Genomic DNA, 22193 nt, shown 5'->3' on the forward strand with positions numbered 1-22193 from the left:
CCTACTGCAGAACGGCAGGAGCGGAGATATCCGCACCAGGACCAATGAATCGGCGTCCTTGTCATGCCGGCGTGAACTGACACGCGGAGAAACGCCTTCGCCTCACCGTGGCAACGGCGAGGCGCAGGTCCCGCCCGGCAGCCAGCGGCCAGGCGGATCATGCTGAGTTTAGAGCGTGGTCTTGAAGGTGAAGAACACCGCACCACGGTCTTCCAGCGCCGACTGAGCACCACTGGTGGTGCGCAGGGAGCCATTGGCGTTCTTCGATATGTCGCCAAAGTAGTCGACATACTTCAGATCGAAGCGGTAGCGGCTGTAGAGGTCCAGAGCCACGCCCACCGCGTAGCTGCCGGCATCCTCGTTGCCGCCGGAGGCGACCGCCGAGTTGCCGTTCAGGCCACGCGAGTAGCTGAGCGGCAGCGACACATCACCGCCCGGAAACACCTGATACCAGACCGGCGTGAAGTTCACCGCCGCGCCATAGGCACTGCGGGTCACCGCGTCGATGTTGAGCGGGTTGGCCTTATACGCGGAGCTACCTTTGAACACGTTCATCGGGTCGTCGTTGACCGACAGCCAACGGCTCGCAGTCAGCTCGGCCGACCAAGAGGCGCCGTCATACAACGCCGTTGGGCTGAGCGAGCCGATGGCATTGAGCACCCCGTGTAGGGTGTCGCCACGGGCACCGAGGACGTCGCCATCGTCCGGTAGAGCGGCCGCTGAGGTCACCATCGCCGCGCCGCTGTTCAGCGGCATGTTGCGTCGGTAGTTGACGTCAGCGCCGAAGCTGATGCCGCCGACTTCCTTCGACAGGCTCAGGCCGTACATGTCGATATCGTCGGCGTAGTTCGCGAAGTATTTGCAAGCCGCCAGCGTGCACCGCGTCGCGCGTGCAACCGTGATCATCTGCACGAGCTGCGGCTGGGTGTCGGAGAAGTTGCGCACATAGAAGCCGAGGGTGCCGTCCAGCCACGCCGGGCTCCAGCGCGTCATCACGCCCCAGTCGCCACGGTCGTCCGGCTCGATATCATCGCCATGTCCGACACGCACACCCGGCACACCCGGTACCAGGACGAGGGACTCGCCGCCCTGCAAGAAAGCGTCGCTGAAACCCAGGTAGGTGCCCGCTTCAGGGACACGCGACGGGCGCCACTCCAGGAAGTACTGCGCGGCGAACGACAGCTCCGGGGTCACCTGCAGCTGCGTGGAGAGTTGCGTACGCGGCAGGTACAGCTCCTTGGCTTCGACGCCCGGCAACGCCAGGGCCTTGGCCTGGTCGAGCGGCGCCTGGCCGTAGGAGATACCGTGGATCGCACCGCTACCGAGCAGAGATTCACCCCAGTTGACCGTGTGGCGGCCGAAACGGGCGTTCAGCGGCATGTTGCCGAGGTCGAAGGAGCCGAACACGAAGGCATCCATGATCTCGCCGGACGGCCCGCGGTAGTAGCGCGTGGCGTAGTTGCTCAGGCCCTGCACCGGCCGACCATTCTCGATATGGTTCTGAGTGCGGTCGCTATCGCCGTCCAGATCACCTTCGTAGGCCTGGTCGTACCAGCTCGCAGCACTCACCCGCGCGCCGTATTTGCCCTTATAGACAAGGTCGGTCTCGGTGAGGATGTCGAGCCGATTGGCGACCATGCTGTGCTTGTTGAAGTTGCGATCACCGTCGTCGTTGTTCGCGTTGCCGAGGATGGCCTTGGACTGGCTTTCCAGGCGCTGACCGATGTTGTAGCGGATCGTATTGTCGAATCGCAGCTGCAGGTCTTCGTTACCGGTATCGATCTCGAAAGCCCCCACCTGACCAGCGGCCGCCACGCAAAGCGCCAAGGCCGTCAACCGCAGTACAGAGGTGCTGACAGGCTGATTCTGTTTCGACTTGTTCTTGTTATTCGTCATCTCGGGTGTCTCCTATCTCGCCATATCACGACTGCGCGCCGACTCCCCGCCCAGTCAGGTGAACCTCAATCAACGGATCGAGCTTCGCTAGCCTGCCAGCGGCACAGGAATCTTCCCCCTCCCTCTTGAAGGGGGATTCGCCAGCATCCGAATTGGGGGGCAGAAACCGAAAAGACCGATATCCAGGGCCTTCTGGACAGATTAGCCAGGCACTTCCGCAGGCGCGAACGAGGCACCCCCTTTTATGGGAGGGACGCAGGAGCGCGGGCATTCCCTACCATCGTCGCGAACCATCCACGTGCAGGAGAGACCCCTTCCATGAAACTCGATAATAAGGTGGCGATCGTCACCGGTGCGGCATCTGGACTCGGCCTAGCTACCTGCCAGGCCCTGGCAGCGGCAGGCGCCACCGTCGTGGGCTTTGACCTCGACCAGGCGAAACTCGACGCCGCGCTCGGCCCACAGCATAAAGGGATCGCCGTGAACGTGGCGGACGAAGCCAGCGTACAGGCCGGCATCGGCGCCGTGCTGAAGGCGTACGGCCACATCCATATCGCCGTCAACTGCGCCGGTATCCTCGGCCCCTGCAAGACGCTGTCGAAAGGCCAACTATTTCCCAGCGACCTGTGGAATCGCGTCCTGGCGGTCAACCTCACCGGCACCTTTAACATCATCCGCCACGCCGCCCTGGCGATGAGCGCGAACACCCCGGAAGACACCGGCGAACGTGGCGTGATCATCAACACCGCCTCGGGAGCCGCGCGCGACGGCCAGATGGGCCAGGCCGCCTACAGCGCCAGCAAGGCCGGCGTTATCGGCATGACCCTGCCAATTGCTCGCGATCTGGCCGAGCACGGCATTCGCGTCGTCACCCTGGCACCCGGCCTGTTCGAGTCCGGCATGTCGGCCGGCATGCCGCCGAAGGTTTCCGAAAGCATCGTCGGCAGCCTGCTGTTCCCGCGCCGCATGGGCCTGCCGAGCGAGTTCGCCGCACTGGTCCAGCATGTGATCGAGAACGCCTACCTGAACGCCCTCACGCTCGACATCCAGTGCGGCGTGCGCTGAGCCGGTGACATGCATCCGGCGCGCCTGGCGCGCCGAATGCCCCACAAGAAGCCAATCGCCGCCCCCACCCCCCTCCCCTAAAGGGAGGAGCCCTTTTGGCCCGACTCCGGCTTACTGAGTGGCTGGAGAGCTATAGACCCACGCCCCAGAGAGGCCATCTCCACAGTCGAAGATCCCTGCTCGATAACCGCCGAAGAGAACACCATGACCGATCAGCTGCTCAACGAACGCGAACTGAGCTTTCAGCTCTACGAACTGCTCGACACCGAGTCGTTGCTCGAACGTCCACGTTACGCCGAGCACGACCGCGCCGTGTTCGACGCCACCCTGGAAACCGCCCGCGGCATCGCCACCGAGTTCTTCGCCCCGCACAACCAGAAGGGCGATGCCAACGAGCCAACCTTCGACGGCGAAAAGGTCCAGCTGATTCCGGAAACCAAGGCCGCTTGGGATGCCTTCGCCAAGGCAGGCTTCCTGGCCGCCCACCACGACGCCGAGAATGGCGGCCTGCAGCTGCCGGAAGTCATCCTGCGCGCCAGCATGGCCTACTTCAACGCCGCCAACATCGCCACGGTGGCCTATTCCTTTCTGACCATCGGCGCCGCCAATCTGGTCAAGAGCTTCGCCAGCGACGAGCTGCGCCAGCGCTTCCTGCCGCCGATGCTCGATGGCCGCTCCAGCGGCACCATGGGGCTGACCGAACCGGGCCAGGGCTCCGCGCTCGGTGACCTCCGCACCAGCGCTCGTCCGGCGACCGATGGCAGCTACCGGGTGTTCGGCCAGAAGATGTTCATTTCCGGCGGCGATCACGAGCTGACCGACAACATCGTGCACATGGTGCTGGCCCGCATCGAAGGCGCGCCAGCCGGGGTGAAAGGTATTTCGCTGTTCCTCGTGCCGAAGTTCCTGGTCAATGCCGACGGCAGCCTCGGCGCGCGCAACGACGTGGCCCTGGCCGGCCTGCTGCACAAGCACGGCTACCGCAACACCACCTCCACCGTGCTCAGCTTCGGCGAGAAGGACGGCGCGATCGGTTACCTGGTCGGCGAGGCCAACAAGGGCCTCTCCTACATGTTCCAGATGATGAACGAGGCGCGCATCGGCGTGGCCCTGGGCGCCTCGTCGCTGGCCTACCAGAGCTTTATTCACGCCCTGGACTACGCCCGCGAGCGCCCCCAGGGCCGCCTGCCGGGCGCCAAGGACCCGCTGTCGCCGCAGGTGCGCATCGTCGAACACGCCGACGTACGGCGCATGCTGCTGCAGCAGAAGGTCTACGCCGAGGGCAGCCTGTCGCTGTGCCTGTACGGCAGCCAGCTGTTCGAAGACGCCCACAGCGCACCTGAGCAGGCCGACCGCGAGAATGCCGCCGAACTGCTCGACCTGCTGATCCCGATGATCAAGTCCTACCCGTCGAAATACGGCGTGATCGCTTCCGACATCGGTATCCAGATCCTCGGCGGCTCCGGCTACATTCGCGAGTACCCACTGGAGCAGTTCTACCGCGACAACCGCCTGAACCCGATCCACGAAGGCACCGAGGGCATCCACGGCCTCGACCTGCTCGGCCGCAAAGTCGGCCAGCGCGGTGGCAAGGGCTACCAGCTGTTCCTCGCCGAAGTCCGTGCCAGCCTGACCCAGGCCGCCGCTGACAGCGCCTGCGCGCCGCTGGCCGCCGCGCTGGCCGATGCGTTGGGCATCCTCGACAAGGTCACCGCCGAGCTGCAGGCGCAGGTCGCCGCCGACGCCAACCTCGGCCTGTCCAACGCCACCGCCTACCTCGACCTGTTCGGTCGGGTGGTGGTTGGCTGGATCTGGCTGCGCCAGGCACTGGTCGCCAATCGTGCGCTGAGCGCTGGCGCCAACGGCAGAGAAGCCGACTTCTACCAGGGCAAGTTGCACGCCGCCCGCTACTACATGGACTGGGAGCTGGCCGCCCTGGACAGCCAGGCGCGCCTGCTCAGCGCCGGCAACCGCCTGTGCTTCGACATGCAGAACGCCTGGTTCTGACTACGCCATGCCGTAAGAGGCTATCCATCGCCACGTTACAAACCACTTCAGGGGAGCACCATGAGTGAGCTGATCCACTACCAAATCAATAACGAACTGGCCCTGATCGGTCTCGCCCGCGCGCCGGTCAATGCCCTCGGCCAACCGCTGCGCGCCGCCCTGCTGGGTGCCTGCGAACGAGCTGCTGCCGATCCAGCCGTACGCGCCATTATCCTTTACGGCGCTAACGGATTGTTTAGCGCCGGCGCCGACATCAGCGAATTCGGCAGCGACGCATCCTTCGCCGCGCCGGACCTGCCCGGCCTGCTGCTGCGCCTGACCGAGATCGACAAACCACTGGTCGCCGCGATCGGCAAACTGGCGCTCGGCGGCGGCCTGGAGCTGGCCTTGGCCTGCGGTTACCGCATCGGTGAACCGGCTACCCGCATCGGCCTGCCGGAAATCAATCTTGGCCTGCTGCCGGGAGCCGGCGGCACCCAGCGCCTGCCCCGCCTGATCGGCGCCGAATCGGCGCTCAACATGATCCTTTCCGGCGAGCAGATCGACGCCCTTCAGGCCAATCTGCTGGATATCCTCGACAGCGTGGCGGACAGTGCCGAAAATCTCTTGGATACCGCCTGTGCCTACGCCCGCGGGCTGATCGCCGCGCAGGCGCCGGCCCAACCAGCCGCGCCCTACCCGAATCCGGCCACCGAGCTGCCGGACGGTTTCTTCATCCAGTATCGCGCCGAGCACGAGTCGCGCTGGAGGAGCCGCCTGGCGCCGCGCCTGGTACTCGCCGCCGTGGAGGCCGCCTGCGACCTGCCCCTCGCCGAAGGGCTTGCCCGTGAACATGCGCTGTTCAAGCAGGCCGAGGCTTCGCCGCAGTCGGCCGCACTGCGCCACGTGTTCTTCGCCGAACGCGAAGCCGGCAAGGTGCCCGGGATCGACGCCAGCACCCCGCTGCGCCCGATCAACAAGGTCGCGGTGATCGGCGCCGGCACCATGGGCGGCGGTATTGCCATGAACTTCGTCAATGCCGGCATCCCGGTGACGCTGTTGGAACGCCAGGGCGAGGCGCTGGACCGAGGCCTGACCCAGATCCGCAACAACTACGAGATCAGCGTCAAACGCGGCAAGCTCAGCGAGACCCAAGTGCAACAGCGCATGGCCCTGCTGCAGGGCACGCTGGACTACGCCGACCTGGCCGACGCCGACCTGGTGATCGAGGCCGTGTTCGAGAAAATGGAGATCAAGCAGGAGGTGTTCCGCACGCTCGACCAGGTGTGCAAGCCGGGCGCTATCCTCGCCACCAACACCTCCTCGCTCGACGTCGATGAGATCGCCGGAGTGACCGGCCGGCCGCAGGACGTGATCGGCCTGCACTTCTTCAGCCCGGCCAACGTCATGCGCCTGCTGGAAGTGGTGAACGCCGCCAAGACCGCCCCGGACGTGCTGGCCACCACCCTGAAGATCGCCAAGCGCATCGGCAAGCTGCCGGTAGTGTCCGGCGTGTGCTTCGGCTTCATCGGCAACCGCATGCTCGAACCCTACGCCCGCGAAGCCCACCGCCTGGTGCTGGAAGGCGCCACGCCGGCCCAGGTGGACGGCGTACTCACCGGCCTCGACCTGAACATGGGTGTGCTGAGCATGCTCGATCTGGCCGGCATCGACGTCAACTTTTTGGTGCGCCAATCCAACCTGGCAGCCACTCGTCACGACCCGAGCTACCACATCCTCGGCAACGAGCTGTATGCCCTAGGCCGCTATGGGCAGAAGACCGGTCACGGCTTCTACCGCTACGAGGGCCGGCAGCGCCAGGACGACTACGAGGTAGTCGCCATCGCCGAACGCCTGGCCGGCGAGCTGCAGGTTTCCCGCCGGCCCGTCGGCGACCAGGAAATCCACGACCGCTGCCTGTTCATGCTGATCAACGAAGGCATCCAGCTGCTCGACGAGGGCATCGCCCTGCGCGCCAGCGACATCGACCTGGTATGGATCAACGGCTATGGCTTCCCGGCCCACCTCGGCGGCCCGATGCACTACGCGGAAACCGTTGGCCTGGACAAGGTGCTGGCCGGCATCCAGCGCTACCGCCAGGAACTCGGCGCCTACGGCGAAATGTGGTTCCAGCCGGCCTCGCTGCTGGAGCGCCTGGTCGCCGCCGGCAAGACCCGCATCGAACGCATCTGAATACCTATAGCCGGCGCAGCCTTCCCGCGCCGGCCTCACCTTTACAGGACAGGAACATGAGAGAAGCCGTCATCCTTTCGACCGCGCGCACACCCATTGCCAAGGCCTTTCGCGGTGCGTTCAACAACACCACCTCGCCGACCATGGCCGCCTTCGCCATTCGCGCCGCCGTGCAGCGCGCGGGTGTCGGCGCGGGAGAGATCGAGGACCTGGTCATGGGCACCGGCATGCCCGCCGGCACTGCTGGCTGGAACCTCGGACGCATGAGCGCACTGGCTGCCGGCCTGCCGCTCTCCGCCAGCGGCCAGACCCTCGACCGCCAGTGCGCCTCTGGCCTGATGGCCATCGCCACCGCCGCCAAGCAAATCATGGTCGATGGCATGCAGGTCACCGTAGGTGCTGGCCAGGAGCACATCAGCCTGGTGCAGAACCGCCATATGGAATGGGTCGGCGAATACCACGACGCCCAGGTGCTGGCCAATGTGCCAACCGCCTATATGCCGATGCTGCGCACCGCCGAGCTGGTGGCCGAACGCTATGGCATCAGCCGCGAGGCACAGGACCTCTACGCCCTGCAATCCCAGCAGCGCACTGCCGCCGCCCAGGCCGCAGGCCTGTTCGAGGGTGAAATTGTTCCGGTGACCACCTTTAAACAGATCATCGACAAAACCACCGGCACCACCAGCTTCGAGAAAGTCAGCCTGAGTCAGGATGAAGGCAATCGTCCGCAGACCGTGCTGGAGGACTTGAGCAAGCTCAAGCCGGTGATCGAAGGTGGCTGCATCACCGCTGGCAACGCCAGCCAACTGTCCGACGGCGCCAGCGCCTGCGTACTGATGGACGCGCGCCTGGCCGAGCAGCGCAACCTGCAGCCCCTGGGCCTATACCGAGGCATCGCCGTGGCCGGCCTGGCACCGGAAGAAATGGGCATCGGCCCGGTGCTGGCGGTGCCCAAGCTGCTCAAGGCCCACGGCCTGACCGTGGCCGACATCGGCCTGTGGGAGCTCAACGAGGCCTTCGCCTGCCAGGTGCTGTACTGCGCCGAGAAGCTCGGCATCGACCCGGCCAAACTCAACGTCAATGGCGGCGCCATCGCCATCGGCCACCCCTACGGCATGAGCGGCGCGCGAATGGTCGGCCACGCCCTGCTAGAAGGTAAACGTCGCGGCGTGAAATACGTGGTGGTCACCATGTGTGTCGGCGGTGGCATGGGTGCCGCCGGCCTGTTCGAGGTGCTCTAAATGGAAAAGAATATTTTCTCCCTGTCCGGCAAGACCATACTGGTCACCGGTGCGTCCAGCGGCATAGGTGCGCACTACGCCAAAACCGTCGCCCGGTACGGGGCACGGGTGGTCATCGGTGCACGCCGTGTCGACCGTCTGGAGCAACTGGCCAGCGAGATCCGCTCCATGGGCAGCGAAGTGCTGGCAGTGACCATGGACGTTACCGACCGGGCCAGCGTGGAGGCTGCCTTCGATGTCGCCGAGTCCTCGTTCGGCGTGGTCGACGTGGTGATCAACAACGCCGGTATCGGCCAGAGCAAGCCCGCACTGGAGACCACCGAAGACGACTGGCACGCCATGCTGGCGACCAACCTTGATGGCGTCTGGCGCGTCGCCCAGGCTGCCGCTCAGCGCCTGGTCAAGGCCCAGCGTCCTGGCAATATCGTCAACATCGCTTCGATCCTCGGCCTGCGCGTCGGCACCAACCTAAGCCACTATTGCGCGGCCAAGGCCGGCGTGGTGCAGCTGACCAAATCACTGGCGCTGGAGCTGGCGCGCTATGACATTCGCGTCAATGCCATCGCCCCGGGCTACTTCAAGACCGAGATGAACGATGCCTATTTCGACTGCGACAAGGGCCAGGCGTATATCCGTGAGGCCGTACCCATGGGTCGGCTCGGCCGTCTGGAGGAACTGGAGGGGCCGTTCCTGCTGCTCGCCAGCGATGCCGGGGCGTACATGTCCGGCGCAGTGCTCGCGGTGGATGGCGGGCATTTGGTGGGAAGCCTGTAAAAGTTAGACCCCTGGTGTGAGCCAGGAGTCTGCCGTGCTCGCCGTTGGCAAGTCGAACCGGAAAGGGAGAGCTCCATGCACAAGAACAGCCCCTGGATACTGCTGGCATTGTCTGCAGCCCTGCCGTCGGGCATGGCGCAGGCGGACGAGGGCGGCATCAGCTTCTGGCTTCCCGGGCAGTTCGGGGCCTTGGCGGCCGTGCCGACGGACCCGGGCTGGAGCTTGCCGCTGATCTATTACCACGCCAGCGCGGACATCGGCGCGGATACGCCCGTGCCGCGCGGCGGGCGCGGTCGGTTGGTAGCCGGGGTGGATGCGCAAGCCGACCTGCTGTTTGGCGGGCCGGCCTACACCTTTGCCGAGCCCTTGCTGGGCGGTCAGGCCTCACTATCACTGCTTGCAGCCGTGGGACGCTCGGAGGCCGGCGTCGACGCCACGCTGACCGGGCCGCGTGGCCGAACGCTCGCCACGCAGGTCAATGACAGCCTGAAGGGCACCAGCGACCTATTCACTCTTGGCGCATTGAAGTGGAACCAGGGCGTGCACAATTTCATGGCCTATGGCATGGCCAACCTGCCGGTTGGCGCCTACGACCCTGATCGCCTGGTCAACCTGGGACTGGGCCATGCGGCAATGGACGCCGGTGGCGGCTACACCTATTTCGACAAGCAGAACGAGTTCTCCGCGGTGGCGGGCCTGACCTACAACTGGGAAAACGCCGACACGGACTATCAGAACGGGGTGAGCGCGCACCTGGACTGGAGCGCGTCGCACTTCGTCACCGAGCAGACCCACCTCGGCCTGGTCGGCTACACCTACTACCAGGTCACCGGCGACTCCGGCAGCGGCGCCGTGCTCGGCGATTTCAAGTCCCGGGTTAGCGCCGCGGGGCCGCAGGCCGGGCACTTCTTCGACGTTGGCCAGGATCTCTGGTACGTCAACCTCAAGGGCTACTACGAATTCGATGCGCAGAATCGCGCGGAAGGCTGGAACCTCTGGCTGTCCCTCGCCATCCCGCTGTCCAGTGAGCCATGACTTCGGTATAGCGCCTGAGCCCACCAGCCGTCATCCCCCTGCATGAACGGCAGCGGGCTGGCAGTCGACAGCGGACAGCTGGTCTGCCCGGCCACGCGGGGCACTGAGACGCCCCGCCGCAACGATCGGCCGCCGGCAGGGGCGCCATCTCTCTCTTCAAGCCCCGACGCGGCTCGATCAGTCTCGGGTGCGATACCAGGCTACGCCCCCGGCATCGAGTTCGCGCACGATCTCGCCACGGCGCAACAGATAATTCAGGTGGGCAACACTCTCGCCGGTGGCGAGGCCCAGCAACGACGCATCACTGAATGGAATCGGCCGCGAGAACAGCAGCGCGAAGGTATCGACGACGCGCCTGGGCGTCTTGAGCCCCGCCCGCAGTCGCTCCAGCGCGTGCTCAAGGCTCGCGTCCAACTGGTCCAGCCGCGCGTGCAAGCCATGGAAAGGCTCGTTGTGCGCTGGCAGCACCAGCACATCAGCCGGTACGCGCTGACGCAGGGTGTCGAGCGAGGCCAGCCATTCGGCCAATGGATCGGCATCCGGCTCGGTCGGGTGCACGGAGATATTCGAGGAAATACGGGGTAGCACCTGATCCCCCGAGATCAGCAGCTTGCGTTGCGCGTCATACAGGCAGGCATGCTCGGGCGAATGGCCGGCACCGACGACGATTTCCCATTCATGCTCGCCAATGCGCAAACGCTCGCCGTCATGCACACGCCGGTAGCTGTCGGGCAACTGGTGCATCATCCTGCCGAAATTACCGAAGCGCGAGCGATACACGCTGAGCGCGCTTTCGTCCCAGCCGGCGCGTCGATAGAAGGCGACCCCGTCATCCGGTGCGGCGCGGCCCGTATCGCCAGCCAGCACCCGGCATTGCAGGTACTCCAGTCGCGTCATCCACAAACGACAGCTGAACCGCCGGGTCAGCCAGCCGGCGAAGCCGACGTGGTCCGGGTGCATGTGGGTGACCAACACGCGCTTCAGCTCGCGCCCAGCCAGTGGCCCGGCGAGCAGCTGGTTCCAGACCAGCAGCGCCTCATCACTGTTCACCCCCGTATCGACGAGGGTATACCCGTCACCGTCGGCGAGAACCCAGAGGTTGATCGCACCCAGCGACACGGGCAACGGCATGCTGATCCATTGCACACCGGGAACGATCTCGCGCAGCACGCCGCTTTCCGGCCTGTCTCCGCAGGGATAGCTGAGCGGATCACTCGCCGTGCTGCGATTTTCCCTCTCCATCATCTTGACTCCGACTGTTCCGGCTAGGCGTCAGCTATCGAGCCGACTCAATTCGACATGTTGGTCGAACGGCTGGTAGCGGGACTGCCGATCCCGGCAGACCTTGACCATCGCCACCTCAGGATCGCGAGCCAGCACCAGCCGGCCACCGATAGCCACCAGATGGTCGAGCAGCCGCTCCTTCTCATCGACCAGGCATTCAGGATTGCGGTCCAGGCCACTGGTCACGTCCAGTCTCAGCCAGTGGGAGCCCGGCAGCAGATCGCCGGCGAAGACCACCTTACCACCGGGCATGTCGATCTCCGGCAGCAACTGCCCAGGCGTGTAGCCATCGCTGGTCTGGAAGTGCCAGCCGGGCCCCAGCAGCTCCGAGGTGTTGCTGTCGACCAGCACTAGGCGGCCGCTGCTCTCCAGCTGACCGATGATCTGCGGCACGAACAGGGACCGATCCAGCGGATGCGGATGGCGTGCGCGTATCCAGTGACGCTCACCGACGAGGTAACGCGCTCGTGGGAAAAGCAGACGGGGAATGTCGCCGTCACTCGCGGCGGCCTGCAGCTCCGGCGACATATGGACCTGCAGATGCGTCATCACCACCACGTGGATGTCCTCTTCCCGCAGACCATGTCGATCCAGGCTGTCGAGCAGACCGGCCACATGTCGCTGACAACGGCAGGTCCTCGGCAGGGGAGCTAGCAGGCCATCGCTGCCGGCAATCACCAGAATGTTCTGCCGCCCCTGCTGCACCAGCAGCGCGCGCGAGGCCAGATCGATCTGGTTATTGTGGTCGGGCGCGATCCAGCTGGCCCACAACTGCCGGGGCACAGCCCCGAACATCACCCCACCATCGAGTTGCCGGAGCGGGCCGGTGAGGGTGGAAAGTCTACGGCTCACGAGCTCTACCTCTTCGAACACCACGCCCGCCGCCACTGGCAGCGGGCCTTATTGCTGTTGAAGATAGTATCGATCTGGCTAACGCCGCCCCTCCCATGACGGACGCCGCCACCGGCACAAAAGAATGGCCGGAACTAGCAGCCTGTTGAAATTCACCGACATGAGCGCGACTACTACTTTGTGACGGCAGTAGTCGCGGTCTTACAGGTCCTATTCAGGGCGTCGAGCAGCAAAAAATAGCCCGACTTGGCATGCTCCGGGCGCACCTTTCCCGTCAATGCGCTCATGCGGCTGAGCCTGCAGCTGCAGCAATTGCGCCCACATCAGCTTCTCGGGGGCAATCGAGGCGCGGCCAGTGTCTGCATACAAAGTGTCGAACAAGGCGCTCATCCGATGCAGAGCGGTGTATTCCAGCTTGCGGATGGCACGCAGGGGATGATTCGCCGGCACGAAGTCATCGAGCTTGGCGACAGTGAACAGGGATTCCTGAGTAGTATCGGCTCCACGCATGTCAGTCGAGGACTCCGGCAGGTTGGAGCCGATATCGTAAACCGCACGCTGCAACGTCAGACAGGGCGCGGGCGAAGTTCAACAGGCTGCTAGCGCTGAATCAGATCGTGGCTCGGTATGCCGTCGACCAGACGCTATAAGCCAAGCGAGTTGGCATCCTTGAGGGCGTCAGGCAGCAATTCATCGGGGGAGTTCTGATAGCACACCGGCCGCAAGAGGCGGTCGATCGCCAGCGTACCGAGCAACGTGCCGCGGGCATCTGAGGTGGCCCCATGGGCCATGGCGCTGCAGACTTCCACGCCGGTCGGGCAGTCGTTCACTAACAGGTGTCCTGCCTTGTACTCCAGCAGCAGTACCAAATGGCGGGAGCTCTGCAGATCGACCGGATCGCTGTTCAGGCTCTCGACCCAGGGACGGGTATAGGGGAAACGGTGCAGTACGAAACTCAGCCACACACGTGATCAAGGATAAGGACTCATTTGACCGAGATGAACCTGAGTCCAGCCCTCTGATTCGCTCCTAGTTTTGTAAACTCCGCAAAGGACCGCATTGGATCGTTTGCAGCCCCTGGGCAGGAAGACATGATCGTGGACGTTGCATTGGACCTGCTGGCGCACCGCTGATCTTCGTTCATCGACTCGCGGGCACGGACGCCACGCCTTGATGCCACTTGGACACTCCGGCGACTTTCGCCGCAGTTTCGGCCACGCCGCCGACGTTCTGGCCAGCGACCAGCACGACGATGTCGCCGCCGATCTTCTGCGCCGCGGCGACGGTGTTGAGGGTGGCAGCTGCCAGTGCGCCGTTGTTGTGCTCACTCGACCAGGTTTTTGTACTCAGAGTGAACGAAGAAGACTTCTATATTGGCCTTGCCCAAAACCAACTGGCTGTTCTGCCTGACTGGGTGCAATCCAGCATCCATCTAGAGCATCAACTCCCGCTCTACCCGGACGGACGCACATCGCAGCCACCGACAGTCAATAAGCTACCGCGGCATAAGCCTAGCAGATAGCAGGAGTAGCCTCTTCAGGGGACACGCGGCCCATTGATGGGAGTTGGTCAAGTTTGGTGTACCAGCTCGAGCAAAACTCGTGCAGACAAGGTCAAGACCAATGCGAATGATTGGTCTGCATAGCTACCTTTTCATCGCAACTGACCCAGTTGACAGCTACGCAGGTAGATCGGCTTTTGTGGGAAGGCAGCCCTAAACCCAAACATACTGCTAGCCCCTGCCAACCGGCTGGCACCCATCGAGCAAAGATGCCAACCGGCTTGAACAGACCAGCCCTTCTTAGCAATAACTTAGCCCAACCTATTCGACGCAAATCCAGTCGCTATATCCCAGCGTCCGGTATCCATATCTACCCCCTCATAGATACACCATAGAAATACCTTGTCTTCCGAGTAAATTTTACCCTTCCACTATCGACTAGGACGTCTGTCAGGTGTGAGCAAACATGCTTCTTTAGCGTATCGACCTCCGCCCAATTATCATGAGGAATGAAATCATACTACTTAATGCTATCCAACGAATGCGCCAAAGAGTCGCCATCAACTACCTCGTAAAAACGCCCCTCAGTCTGACAGTAGTGCAAACGCAATGAATTCATACAGAAAATCTTATATTCACCCTCAGGCACATCATTGGTAATCAGCACCAAGAAACCCAACGGACGTTTCAGCAAAAAATCTTTAATCTCCTTAATATCAATAGATCCAGCAAAAAGCGCACCGAGATCATTTTTTACTTCGGATTCTTTCAACAATGCTGCCACGCATTGGCTTATCTTAGAAATGGGGAGCGGTGTCATACTCTGTCCTCTAACTACCGTGCGAAATGCACGAGCCAGTAGGATGCCGTGACGAAAAAACTCTTAATGGCCCTATTTGCCCCCTCGAGGGTACTAGTTAGCAGAGGTTGATCATTTCATAGTCAATTTCTCCAAGAAGTATCCTTCTTTAGGCGAAAACTATGGCGAGGCCACATCTCGTCGAAGTGCACGAAAGGTGCACCTTCGTACACCAGCGCGGCGCATCCGCAAAAATCTGAGATGTGGTGGTGCACGTAAGGTGTAGGTAGGTGCACCTTACGTGCACCAAGGCCGAGCGCCAAACTGCGCCACAGGAAAAAATCCAGCACCTGGCTTGTAACGTACCCTAAATTTGTGGAACTATTTCTGCAGCAGGTACGGCACATGTGCTGCCTACCGATGCCCAGCTGGTTCACAGCACGCTCTAAATGCCTCGCTACGCTCAGGTTCCCCAACCGACGTGCGATTGGCGCCTTAAAGAACAGAGACGGTCTCGTTGGATTGGCTAGAAGCCCAGCCAGCGCTCGCTCTCAGCTCCTCAGCCCACTGACACTCCTGCTGACACTACGTCGCAGAGTCGTCCCGAGGCGATCACCACGACACACTGCGTCCTATTTGGACATTTGCCTGACAGGCAACAATGCATGCTGCTCGTCGGTAGTCGACCATAGAAACTGCACTGCGGCGTACCTCGTCAATCCGCCAGTCCTCTCCGCCGTCCGAATCGGACCTGCTGGGCCTTGTAGTGCACTGCCGTGAGCCCTCCGTAGCTCCGCTCAGTCCTCATTTCAGCCAGTTGCGGGCACATGCCCGTTAACACTAACCATCTCTTGGCGGAGCCTGGCTGCCCTAACTTTCCTTATTCGTTGAAATCACCTCGCTACTTCGAGGCGATTTCCCTTGGTGATGACAATGGCTAGGCACCGCAACTCTAGATCGAAAAATTTCGGACTTGGGAATAACGCTGAATATGCAACCAAGGTCGCGCTGAGGGCTCACTTTGGAGAGGGGCATTATCAGACGGTCAAAACGCATATTGAAAGAAGCAGGCTGTTTTATGACTGGCTGCATGAAGAACACCAGGTTCGAGATATCAGAGAATTAACGAATTCTCTATTTTCAGAATATGCGCTGTATCTCAAAACGCTGCTGGATGAAGAAGAAATTTCAGTTGCGACGGCCACGAACCGTATCTCTAGTATAAATGTCGTTTTGCAAATTATGCGTGAAGACCAAAAAGTTCGTATCGACAACATATCGGACGTTCTGGGGGAAAAACGCTGCTACATCCGTAGGTCAATCCCCGACGGAATGGATTCCCTCCAAGTACAGGAGTTACATAAAAAACTTATATCAACCGGCTTCACTCGCTCGGCAGCGATAGTAGTACTCGCCCGCTCAACTGGAATGCGCTTGAGAGAATGTATCTTGGCAGATTTACCTCGACTAACTCGGGAGTCAGTCACTGGCCGCATCAATATTCAAGATGGTTGCAAGGGCGGCCGCTCAGGAGCGTTTGCCCCGCGATGGATATCCGTTACCGACGAGATAATTTACGCACTGGACTATGCCCGACAGGTTTCACCCGCCGGCAGCCGAAATCTTTTGGCCCCAGATGAAACCTATATCAAGTTTATACGGCGAGAGGTAAACCCTAGCCGCCCACTCATGAAACTCCACTCCGTCAAAGGCTTTCACGAACTGCGTGCTGCGTTTGCATGCGATCGGTACAAGGAACTGGTTGGAATCCCTGCCCCAGTTTTCCCCCGCCCAGAAAAGACTGACAGCCAAGATCAAGAGACTGTACGTGCAGCGCGGCAGATCATTAGTCGTGAGCTGGGGCATGAGCGTTTGGAGGTCACTAACGCGTATGTGGGGAGTGAGCGTAGATGAGCATTAACGTCAGGATCTTCTTGGGTGGGGTGCTCACAGGCTCCCCCAAATCACGGGAACGCCACCTCATGCAGGCTGACCTAATTCAATCTGCTATCGAACAACGCTGGAAACTGCCGCACCCCCAACGTTGGCAAGTCAAACACGTCCGCTGGTTTCTGCAGGAACAGCTGAAAACGGTATCTCCGGAGACACGCTATCGGTACTGGTTAACCACTCGGTTCCTCGTCCAGCGGCTTAATAAAACCAACGACTGGCTCCCTCACCTCAGCGGCCCTTGGACTCAGAAACCTAAGCGAAATAAGGCTTAGTGCCAAAGCCTGCGGCAGTTGCATTTTCCGATGAGATGTCAGGCTGTGATTTCACACATCGCAAATCACATTTCATAGAGGAATGCGCATGATCCTTGTCGTTGGCAGTAATAAGGGGGGCTCCGGAAAAACCACCCTCGCAACTAATTTGGCCGTCGCGCTCTCGCAAAAGCCCTTGAAAACCTGCTTGGTTGATGCGGATCCGCAGGGGTCAGCCATGTATTGGAGTGGTGTACGCGACCGAGCAGATGCACCCTCCATCGGCACAATGATGCGACGTGGAAATCTGGTGGATCCTCTGCGAGTCCTCGACCAGCAGCATCAGGTTGTAATCGTGGACGTCCCAGGTAGGAACAGCCAGGAATTACTGAGTGCAGCGATCGTTGCAGATGTCCTCATTGCGCCTCATGCCTGCAGCCAGTTGGATTTGGAAACCCTCCAGGAACTGGAGGAGCAGGTTCGACACGTGCGTCAGATCAACCCCAAATTACGGGTGCTGATCTACCAAGCTTTAGCGACCACCAACCCTGCTCTTCGTAAGCGAGAGCGAGCTGATTTCCGAGACTATGTAGGTGCGTTCGAGGGATTCGAACTTGCCAGATCGATCGGCTATCAACGACTGGTGTATCGCGAGTGCATCTCGGCAGGTACTGGCGTTGTAGAGACGGCCAACTCGCATGCAGCAAATGAGATCTCTCTATTGGTGAGCGAGGTGCTGCATGGTTAATCCACCACGTAAGCCCTCCGTTTCCACGCACGAGGTGAACCCCATCACTCGTTCGCTGGCCGATAGGACCTATCGAGGCACAGACGGACCAGCTGAATCAGCGATGCGCCCAATCACGATCAGCTTGCCCACTTGGATGATCCATCAATTGGAAGAGTCGGCGCTGCAGAACAAACGCAGCAACGACCCCAGCAGATCCGTCAGCGCGCTGATCCGGCTCGCACTCATCGAGTCAGGCGTACTGGCCGGGAATACAAAACGGGAGGTGTGACTTCACAGATCACAGATCACATTTTCGGGACATTTATCTGGGAGCCAGAATGCGCGCACGGTCGAGCGACAAAATGAGGGAGGCGTTGGCTTACCTCGCAGGGTTCACTGCCGTTGCAGTACCCGGAACCATCTTTTTACTCAGTTCAGAAGCCCAGGTCGCTGGTTGGAGGCTGGCGGCCCTGATCATCGCTGAGTTCGCCGCCGGTGAGGTTCTGCGATCGGGCTTTCTCCTCCGTTATACGAGACGGTCGCCACGATGAATTCAACTGAGGGTATGAGCGACGAGGAGCTCGACGTTTGGGCGGATATTTTCTACCAAGCAAAGGTCAGCGGCTTGGCAGACGTTGCTTTCAGCCAATTCATCGGCAATCCGTTTACGCACCTGAGCCCAGCGATTCACACGACGGATCGGCCTGAGAAACAAAAGCCGCACCTCCGATTAGCGTACTCCAAGGATGCATCACCAGTGCTCAGAGCATCAAATGGTACCGAACTCGCCGCTCAACCGTCTGAATTCTCGGAATGATGAAGAGGCTACTTAGCAGCTTCACTCATCTCAGGAACAACGACCATGAAACAGGATAACTTCCCCCCAGCGTGTCTACAGGGTCTCGTCGACGAGCTCTACTTTCCCTTCATTGATCAGGAGCTGAGCCTGACCAAAAAAATGAAGACAATGGTGCGCCACGTCAACAACAAGGCAAAGAACCGGGCGGTTCTTCAAGCCAAGCTCACGCACGAGACATCGGAGGTTAAAACACCGGCAATCAAACTGCTCGCAATGACCAACAAACCGGGGCCAAACGGAGCGAAGTCCCTGCGCACGTTCGAAACTGCGAACGACCTGCTCAAGCCAGAAAATCTTTTCTGTTCTCCTGAGGAGGTCATCAAGCTGGTCGGGGAGGACCTGCAGGCAATCAAGTGGTTGAACGAAACATCCAAATTGATCCAGGCTGCCCAGCGCAAGCTCACAAAAGTTTTCAAAGACTTGTAGTGGTTCGAAGAAAAGGCGGCCTTAGTGCCGCCTTTTTATATTGCTAATTTTCGCCCCACGCGCGCTCCTGATGCACATCTGCCGCTGCGGTATCGCACTCCAGTGAAGTGCCGTGCTCAACTGCCAACCGCCCTCAGCCCCCCCCTTGCACTTGCCGAAACACCTGTAGCGTGAGCTATGACGGTTACGGCATTTGCGCAGAAGCACGCTGCACAGGCCTTTCGAAGTACTTTCGAGTGTCTCAACGTGTATGCAGTAGAGGACCTACACGGTCTATCCCGCCCCCACATTTTGGCTTGACACGTTCAGCTCGGGAAACTACCAGCCTCAGTTACGCCCCTTTGAGGGGGGTGAATAGCCCCCTCAACGCCATACTACTGAAACAAAATATAGGCCAATACAAAGCCGATATTGGTTACTGGTATGTCTACAAAGAAAGTCACGCTATCCAATGCCATGGTACGAGCCGCGTACAACCTAAAGTTGAATCAGAAAAGGCTATTGCTTATTGCAATCGCACAGGTTGACCCACATAAATCTTTGCCACGCCCGATTTATATCACTGCGCATGAGTTCTCTGAGCAGTGCGGTATTCCCCTGAAATATGCCTATGACGCGTTGAGGGAAGCAGCGTCTTCGCTTTGCGAGCAAAATATAAAAATTTTCGACAACGTCCACCCCCCCACAATTTCGCTTGGTAGATCGAGCTGACTACCTAGATGGGGAGGGGCGGGTAAAACTGTGCTTCACAATTCACATGGATCGACACTTGGTTAGGATGAATGGAGTATTTACAAAATATGAGCTCAAGCAAGCTACAGCCTTGACATCCTCACGCCCAATTAGACTGTACGAGCTAATTCAACAATTTAAAAAAACTGGATTACTCATAGTAAGCGTTGATGAATTTCGTAAAATGTTTGAGCTTGGACAGGCCCATGATCGTTATAGCAACATTAAGAGCAAAATAATTGAACCAGCCATCCAGGAACTACGCGACAAAATCGGCCTCGAAATTAAGCTTAGAACTGAGAAAAAAGGCCGCACCATTAGCCGCCTAATTTTCACCTTCAAAAAAATCCTGCGTGACTCAGATCTCGATAACTCCCCTGTGAATAACAGCCGATTTTTTAGCTTTATTGTCTGAGTTTTTTAGCTGCTTGGCAGAAATCCATAGCTCGCAAGCCCGAAATTCTTAGCTTCACAACCGCCACAGGCCCCATTTTTCTAGAGCTTCATACCACCCAAAAAACAAGTTTAAAAAAGAAACAATAATAAATCTTAAAACCTCGATACCTTTGGAAAACCCAGCATTGATGCCTCAAGACTGACCGCGCCACGACTAGGCCTGCATGGCTCGGATGCGGTGGCGGTTTGTGTTACCCAGAAAACATCAGGCCACCGTCAATTCAATTAATACAAACAGGGTTGCATACCCCATATTCCATGCTATCTGCTAATAACTTAACAAATGGAGGAGCAAGCGAAAACCGAACATTCAACAACTTTATTGAAAATGGTCAGAAGCCACCTTCAGGCAGCATCTGAACCATGGACTTACAATGCAAACCATCTCTAATTTCAATCCCAAAGGGAAAATGGCATGAACATCAAAAATCTAGCAAAAACCCTATGTGCTGAGGCTGATCGCATTGGATCTGCTGACATCTGTAGTGACGTATGGCTCATTTCGCGCAAGGAGGCCGAGTATGAAGCGAAAGAGTACAACCTCTACCCTGATAGGGACTTTTCGTCTGCACTCTATTGGATCCAAATAGTAGACGCAGAGCTCATCCCAGTCGGTGGGCCTGAAGACTCTGACTTGTTGATTTTCTTAGAGAGCGTTGAGGAATTGGGCGCGTTGTTTCAGGGAATGTAGAGCTTGCAGGCCAGTGAGATGTTGGCTGTTCTGACTGGCCTTCAAGTACACGTCCACGCCTTGCATTAACGAGCAATCGTGCTCACCTGATGATCCCAATGAACGGAGATCCTCAATGAGCACCATGATGAACCTCGATGACGTTTGCGCAGAGATCTGGAAACGCCTTGTCCATTGCACAGCTTTCGTCTTAGTAGCCATCTCTGCAGCGGCACTCAGACTCACCTACCTAGCAACGGAATCAGAACTTAACAAAGATACTTTTCTGGAAATGACGATTTGGCGCCTCGGGTTGCTTATGGTCTTTCAGTCTGCCCCACTGCTATGGGTTCGATTTATCTACAAGAGCTACAAGAACAAGCTCATATCCGCTCCGCTTTATCAAACCATGACACTACTGAGAACGCCCTTGGCACTCTGGGCCGGCGGATGCCTGATGGCAGCACTAGTGCTCTGGCCAGTTCTTGGCGCATAAAGCGCACAGCACCTTAGATGCTTGCGCTTTTTAAAAACAAAGGAAACTGGACTCCGTAACCAATACGGAGCCCGCCAATGAAAAATCAATATCCACTCACTGCCGCCCAAAAATCTCATATAGATGCATGGTCAGAGGTCTACAGCAGCGCTCATATATCAACACTGCTCAACATCCCACTGTCGCGCTTCTTAGAAAACCCACAACAATATCTAGAGTTTGCAGGACAGAGTACAGCTGTCATTGCAATCGCCAATGGCTATCGACCGTTATTGCCTGCACAGGTAGCTGCAAGTAAACGCATCCAGCAACAGTGGCGAGAATAAAATCTGCTAGCCACACAAATTGCAAAGCATTACCTACACCAAGCCAAGAGATCTAAAAATCACCAAAGGAGCACTCTGTATGCTTTTGATAGCCACCATCATCGCGATTCTTATTGGCTTTATGATTCTTGACCATAAAAACAAAAAAGCCAGAGAGCTACAAACTCATCGCAACTGGCTGAGACTCCCTGAAGTCTCCGACTATATAAAGAACAACCTCAGCGGCCGTCGCCAGGGGCTTTCTTGTTGTCATTGCGGATCCCGTAGCATCCGCCAACCCGGTGTAGATAACCGCTACGACCGCCGCCGGATCCATATCTGCAACCAGTGCAACTCCGCCCTGTACCGAACCTACCGCTAGCCATGCGCTAGTCGAAACTGGCGACAACCTTACTGATAGGCCGCTGATTGCAAAACAGCCAATAGTCAGGAAACCCCTCAGTTATAGAGTCCAGCGAGCCCGTTCGTTCCGGGTTCACGCACCTCAGCCGAGGCTGTTGCCAGGCATGCCCACTGCATCACCCAGTCCGAAAAGAACATTCCCCTGACGCTGGGTTAAAGCACCTTCGCACTCTTGGCAAGCACGCAGCTGCAGAGTCCTTTCTGTATGGGGGCAGCATGAAAGGTGCTTTCCAGGCCCGCACACCTCCGCCGGGTCTGTTGCCAGG

Annotated in this window: 20 protein-coding genes and 2 pseudogenes; 16 read left to right on the forward strand and 6 right to left on the reverse strand. The window is 59.4% G+C overall.

Going from position 1 to position 22193, the window contains the following annotated elements:
• Nucleotides 1-168 precede the first annotated feature (168 nt).
• Nucleotides 169-1896, reverse strand: coding sequence for a DUF1302 domain-containing protein (locus F3I16_RS13440; RefSeq protein WP_160494098.1), 1728 nt, complete (start codon nt 1894-1896; stop codon nt 169-171).
• Between the two features lie 336 nt (nt 1897-2232).
• Between F3I16_RS13440 and F3I16_RS13445 the strand changes: the two genes are divergently transcribed.
• From F3I16_RS13445 to F3I16_RS13470, 6 genes are all read left to right on the forward strand, one after another.
• Nucleotides 2233-2961, forward strand: coding sequence for an SDR family NAD(P)-dependent oxidoreductase (locus tag F3I16_RS13445; protein ID WP_372239631.1), 729 nt, complete (start codon nt 2233-2235; stop codon nt 2959-2961).
• 204 nt (nt 2962-3165) lie between these two features.
• Nucleotides 3166-4968, forward strand: a complete 1803-nt coding sequence (locus F3I16_RS13450; protein ID WP_160494100.1) for an acyl-CoA dehydrogenase — start codon at nt 3166-3168, stop codon at nt 4966-4968.
• Between the two features lie 60 nt (nt 4969-5028).
• On the forward strand, nt 5029-7140 hold the full coding sequence (locus tag F3I16_RS13455; RefSeq protein WP_160494101.1) for a 3-hydroxyacyl-CoA dehydrogenase NAD-binding domain-containing protein: 2112 nt from the start codon (nt 5029-5031) through the stop codon (nt 7138-7140).
• 56 nt (nt 7141-7196) lie between these two features.
• Complete coding sequence (locus F3I16_RS13460; RefSeq protein WP_160494102.1) at nt 7197-8381, forward strand: acetyl-CoA C-acyltransferase; 1185 nt, start codon at nt 7197-7199, stop codon at nt 8379-8381.
• Nucleotides 8382-9155: an SDR family NAD(P)-dependent oxidoreductase gene (locus F3I16_RS13465; protein ID WP_160494103.1), complete on the forward strand. Its 774-nt coding sequence runs from the start codon at nt 8382-8384 to the stop codon at nt 9153-9155.
• 75 nt (nt 9156-9230) lie between these two features.
• Nucleotides 9231-10190, forward strand: coding sequence for a transporter (locus tag F3I16_RS13470; RefSeq protein ID WP_160494104.1), 960 nt, complete (start codon nt 9231-9233; stop codon nt 10188-10190).
• Nucleotides 10191-10367: 177 nt separating this feature from the next.
• On the opposite strand, the gene F3I16_RS13475 is transcribed toward F3I16_RS13470, so the two are convergent.
• From F3I16_RS13475 to F3I16_RS13495, 5 genes and pseudogenes are all read right to left on the reverse strand, one after another.
• Nucleotides 10368-11435, reverse strand: coding sequence for an MBL fold metallo-hydrolase (locus F3I16_RS13475; RefSeq protein WP_256670176.1), 1068 nt, complete (start codon nt 11433-11435; stop codon nt 10368-10370).
• Between the two features lie 27 nt (nt 11436-11462).
• Nucleotides 11463-12326, reverse strand: coding sequence for an MBL fold metallo-hydrolase (locus F3I16_RS13480; protein WP_160494105.1), 864 nt, complete (start codon nt 12324-12326; stop codon nt 11463-11465).
• 300 nt (nt 12327-12626) lie between these two features.
• Nucleotides 12627-12836: pseudogene (locus tag F3I16_RS13485) on the reverse strand (IS5/IS1182 family transposase); the annotation flags it as partial.
• A gap of 134 nt (nt 12837-12970) precedes the next feature.
• Nucleotides 12971-13195: pseudogene (locus tag F3I16_RS13490) on the reverse strand (aldehyde dehydrogenase (NADP(+))); the annotation flags it as partial.
• 1152 nt (nt 13196-14347) lie between these two features.
• Entirely contained in the window at nt 14348-14647 is a 300-nt protein-coding gene (locus tag F3I16_RS13495) for a hypothetical protein (protein WP_160494106.1), read from the reverse strand.
• Nucleotides 14648-15559: 912 nt separating this feature from the next.
• Between F3I16_RS13495 and F3I16_RS13500 the strand changes: the two genes are divergently transcribed.
• The 10 genes from F3I16_RS13500 to F3I16_RS13545 all read left to right on the forward strand — a co-directional run bounded on the left by F3I16_RS13500 (nt 15560) and on the right by F3I16_RS13545 (nt 21886).
• Nucleotides 15560-16540 (forward strand): integrase domain-containing protein, encoded by a 981-nt coding sequence (locus F3I16_RS13500; RefSeq protein WP_160494107.1) that lies wholly within the window; start codon nt 15560-15562, stop codon nt 16538-16540.
• A gap of 399 nt (nt 16541-16939) precedes the next feature.
• The gene (locus F3I16_RS13505; protein WP_160494108.1) at nt 16940-17578 is read left to right on the forward strand and encodes an AAA family ATPase; all 639 of its coding nucleotides are present in this window, start codon (nt 16940-16942) and stop codon (nt 17576-17578) included.
• Between the two features lie 547 nt (nt 17579-18125).
• A complete protein-coding gene (locus tag F3I16_RS13510) occupies nt 18126-18377 on the forward strand; it encodes a hypothetical protein (protein ID WP_218573252.1) in 252 nt (83 codons plus the stop codon).
• 45 nt (nt 18378-18422) lie between these two features.
• Nucleotides 18423-18845 carry a hypothetical protein gene (locus F3I16_RS13515; protein ID WP_160494110.1) on the forward strand — a complete coding sequence of 141 codons (423 nt, stop codon included), beginning with the start codon at nt 18423-18425 and terminating at the stop codon, nt 18843-18845.
• 423 nt (nt 18846-19268) lie between these two features.
• Nucleotides 19269-19556 (forward strand): replication initiation protein, encoded by a 288-nt coding sequence (locus tag F3I16_RS21385; protein ID WP_160494111.1) that lies wholly within the window; start codon nt 19269-19271, stop codon nt 19554-19556.
• Entirely contained in the window at nt 19540-19992 is a 453-nt protein-coding gene (locus tag F3I16_RS13525) for a replication initiation protein (protein WP_160494112.1), read from the forward strand. The genes F3I16_RS21385 and F3I16_RS13525 overlap by 17 nt, the downstream gene beginning before the upstream one ends.
• 456 nt (nt 19993-20448) lie before the next feature.
• Entirely contained in the window at nt 20449-20724 is a 276-nt protein-coding gene (locus F3I16_RS13530; protein ID WP_160494113.1) for a hypothetical protein, read from the forward strand.
• Between the two features lie 115 nt (nt 20725-20839).
• A complete protein-coding gene (locus F3I16_RS13535; RefSeq protein WP_160494114.1) occupies nt 20840-21199 on the forward strand; it encodes a hypothetical protein in 360 nt (119 codons plus the stop codon).
• 77 nt (nt 21200-21276) lie between these two features.
• The gene (locus tag F3I16_RS13540) at nt 21277-21525 is read left to right on the forward strand and encodes a hypothetical protein (RefSeq protein ID WP_160494115.1); all 249 of its coding nucleotides are present in this window, start codon (nt 21277-21279) and stop codon (nt 21523-21525) included.
• 79 nt (nt 21526-21604) lie between these two features.
• The gene (locus F3I16_RS13545; protein ID WP_160494116.1) at nt 21605-21886 is read left to right on the forward strand and encodes a hypothetical protein; all 282 of its coding nucleotides are present in this window, start codon (nt 21605-21607) and stop codon (nt 21884-21886) included.
• Nucleotides 21887-22193 lie beyond the last annotated feature (307 nt).

The organism is Pseudomonas sp. L-22-4S-12 (genome assembly GCF_009799935.1).
GTDB lineage: Bacteria > Pseudomonadota > Gammaproteobacteria > Pseudomonadales > Pseudomonadaceae > Aquipseudomonas.

What these genes read in the sequence shown, in the direction of transcription:
- F3I16_RS13500 (WP_160494107.1), top strand. Translation starts at nt 15,560, where the DNA reads ATGGCTAGGCACCGCAACTCTAGATCGAAAAATTTCGGACTTGGGAAT.
- F3I16_RS13510 (WP_218573252.1), top strand. Translation starts at nt 18,126, where the DNA reads ATGAGCGACGAGGAGCTCGACGTTTGGGCGGATATTTTCTACCAAGCA.
- F3I16_RS13475 (WP_256670176.1), bottom strand. Translation starts at nt 11,435, where the DNA reads ATGATGGAGAGGGAAAATCGCAGCACGGCGAGTGATCCGCTCAGCTAT.
- F3I16_RS13505 (WP_160494108.1), top strand. Translation starts at nt 16,940, where the DNA reads ATGATCCTTGTCGTTGGCAGTAATAAGGGGGGCTCCGGAAAAACCACC.
- F3I16_RS13515 (WP_160494110.1), top strand. Translation starts at nt 18,423, where the DNA reads ATGAAACAGGATAACTTCCCCCCAGCGTGTCTACAGGGTCTCGTCGAC.
- F3I16_RS21385 (WP_160494111.1), top strand. Translation starts at nt 19,269, where the DNA reads ATGTCTACAAAGAAAGTCACGCTATCCAATGCCATGGTACGAGCCGCG.
- F3I16_RS13495 (WP_160494106.1), bottom strand. Translation starts at nt 14,647, where the DNA reads ATGACACCGCTCCCCATTTCTAAGATAAGCCAATGCGTGGCAGCATTG.
- F3I16_RS13440 (WP_160494098.1), bottom strand. Translation starts at nt 1,896, where the DNA reads ATGACGAATAACAAGAACAAGTCGAAACAGAATCAGCCTGTCAGCACC.
- F3I16_RS13535 (WP_160494114.1), top strand. Translation starts at nt 20,840, where the DNA reads ATGAGCACCATGATGAACCTCGATGACGTTTGCGCAGAGATCTGGAAA.
- F3I16_RS13540 (WP_160494115.1), top strand. Translation starts at nt 21,277, where the DNA reads ATGAAAAATCAATATCCACTCACTGCCGCCCAAAAATCTCATATAGAT.
- F3I16_RS13450 (WP_160494100.1), top strand. Translation starts at nt 3,166, where the DNA reads ATGACCGATCAGCTGCTCAACGAACGCGAACTGAGCTTTCAGCTCTAC.
- F3I16_RS13530 (WP_160494113.1), top strand. Translation starts at nt 20,449, where the DNA reads ATGAACATCAAAAATCTAGCAAAAACCCTATGTGCTGAGGCTGATCGC.
- F3I16_RS13455 (WP_160494101.1), top strand. Translation starts at nt 5,029, where the DNA reads ATGAGTGAGCTGATCCACTACCAAATCAATAACGAACTGGCCCTGATC.
- F3I16_RS13460 (WP_160494102.1), top strand. Translation starts at nt 7,197, where the DNA reads ATGAGAGAAGCCGTCATCCTTTCGACCGCGCGCACACCCATTGCCAAG.
- F3I16_RS13545 (WP_160494116.1), top strand. Translation starts at nt 21,605, where the DNA reads ATGCTTTTGATAGCCACCATCATCGCGATTCTTATTGGCTTTATGATT.
- F3I16_RS13465 (WP_160494103.1), top strand. Translation starts at nt 8,382, where the DNA reads ATGGAAAAGAATATTTTCTCCCTGTCCGGCAAGACCATACTGGTCACC.
- F3I16_RS13470 (WP_160494104.1), top strand. Translation starts at nt 9,231, where the DNA reads ATGCACAAGAACAGCCCCTGGATACTGCTGGCATTGTCTGCAGCCCTG.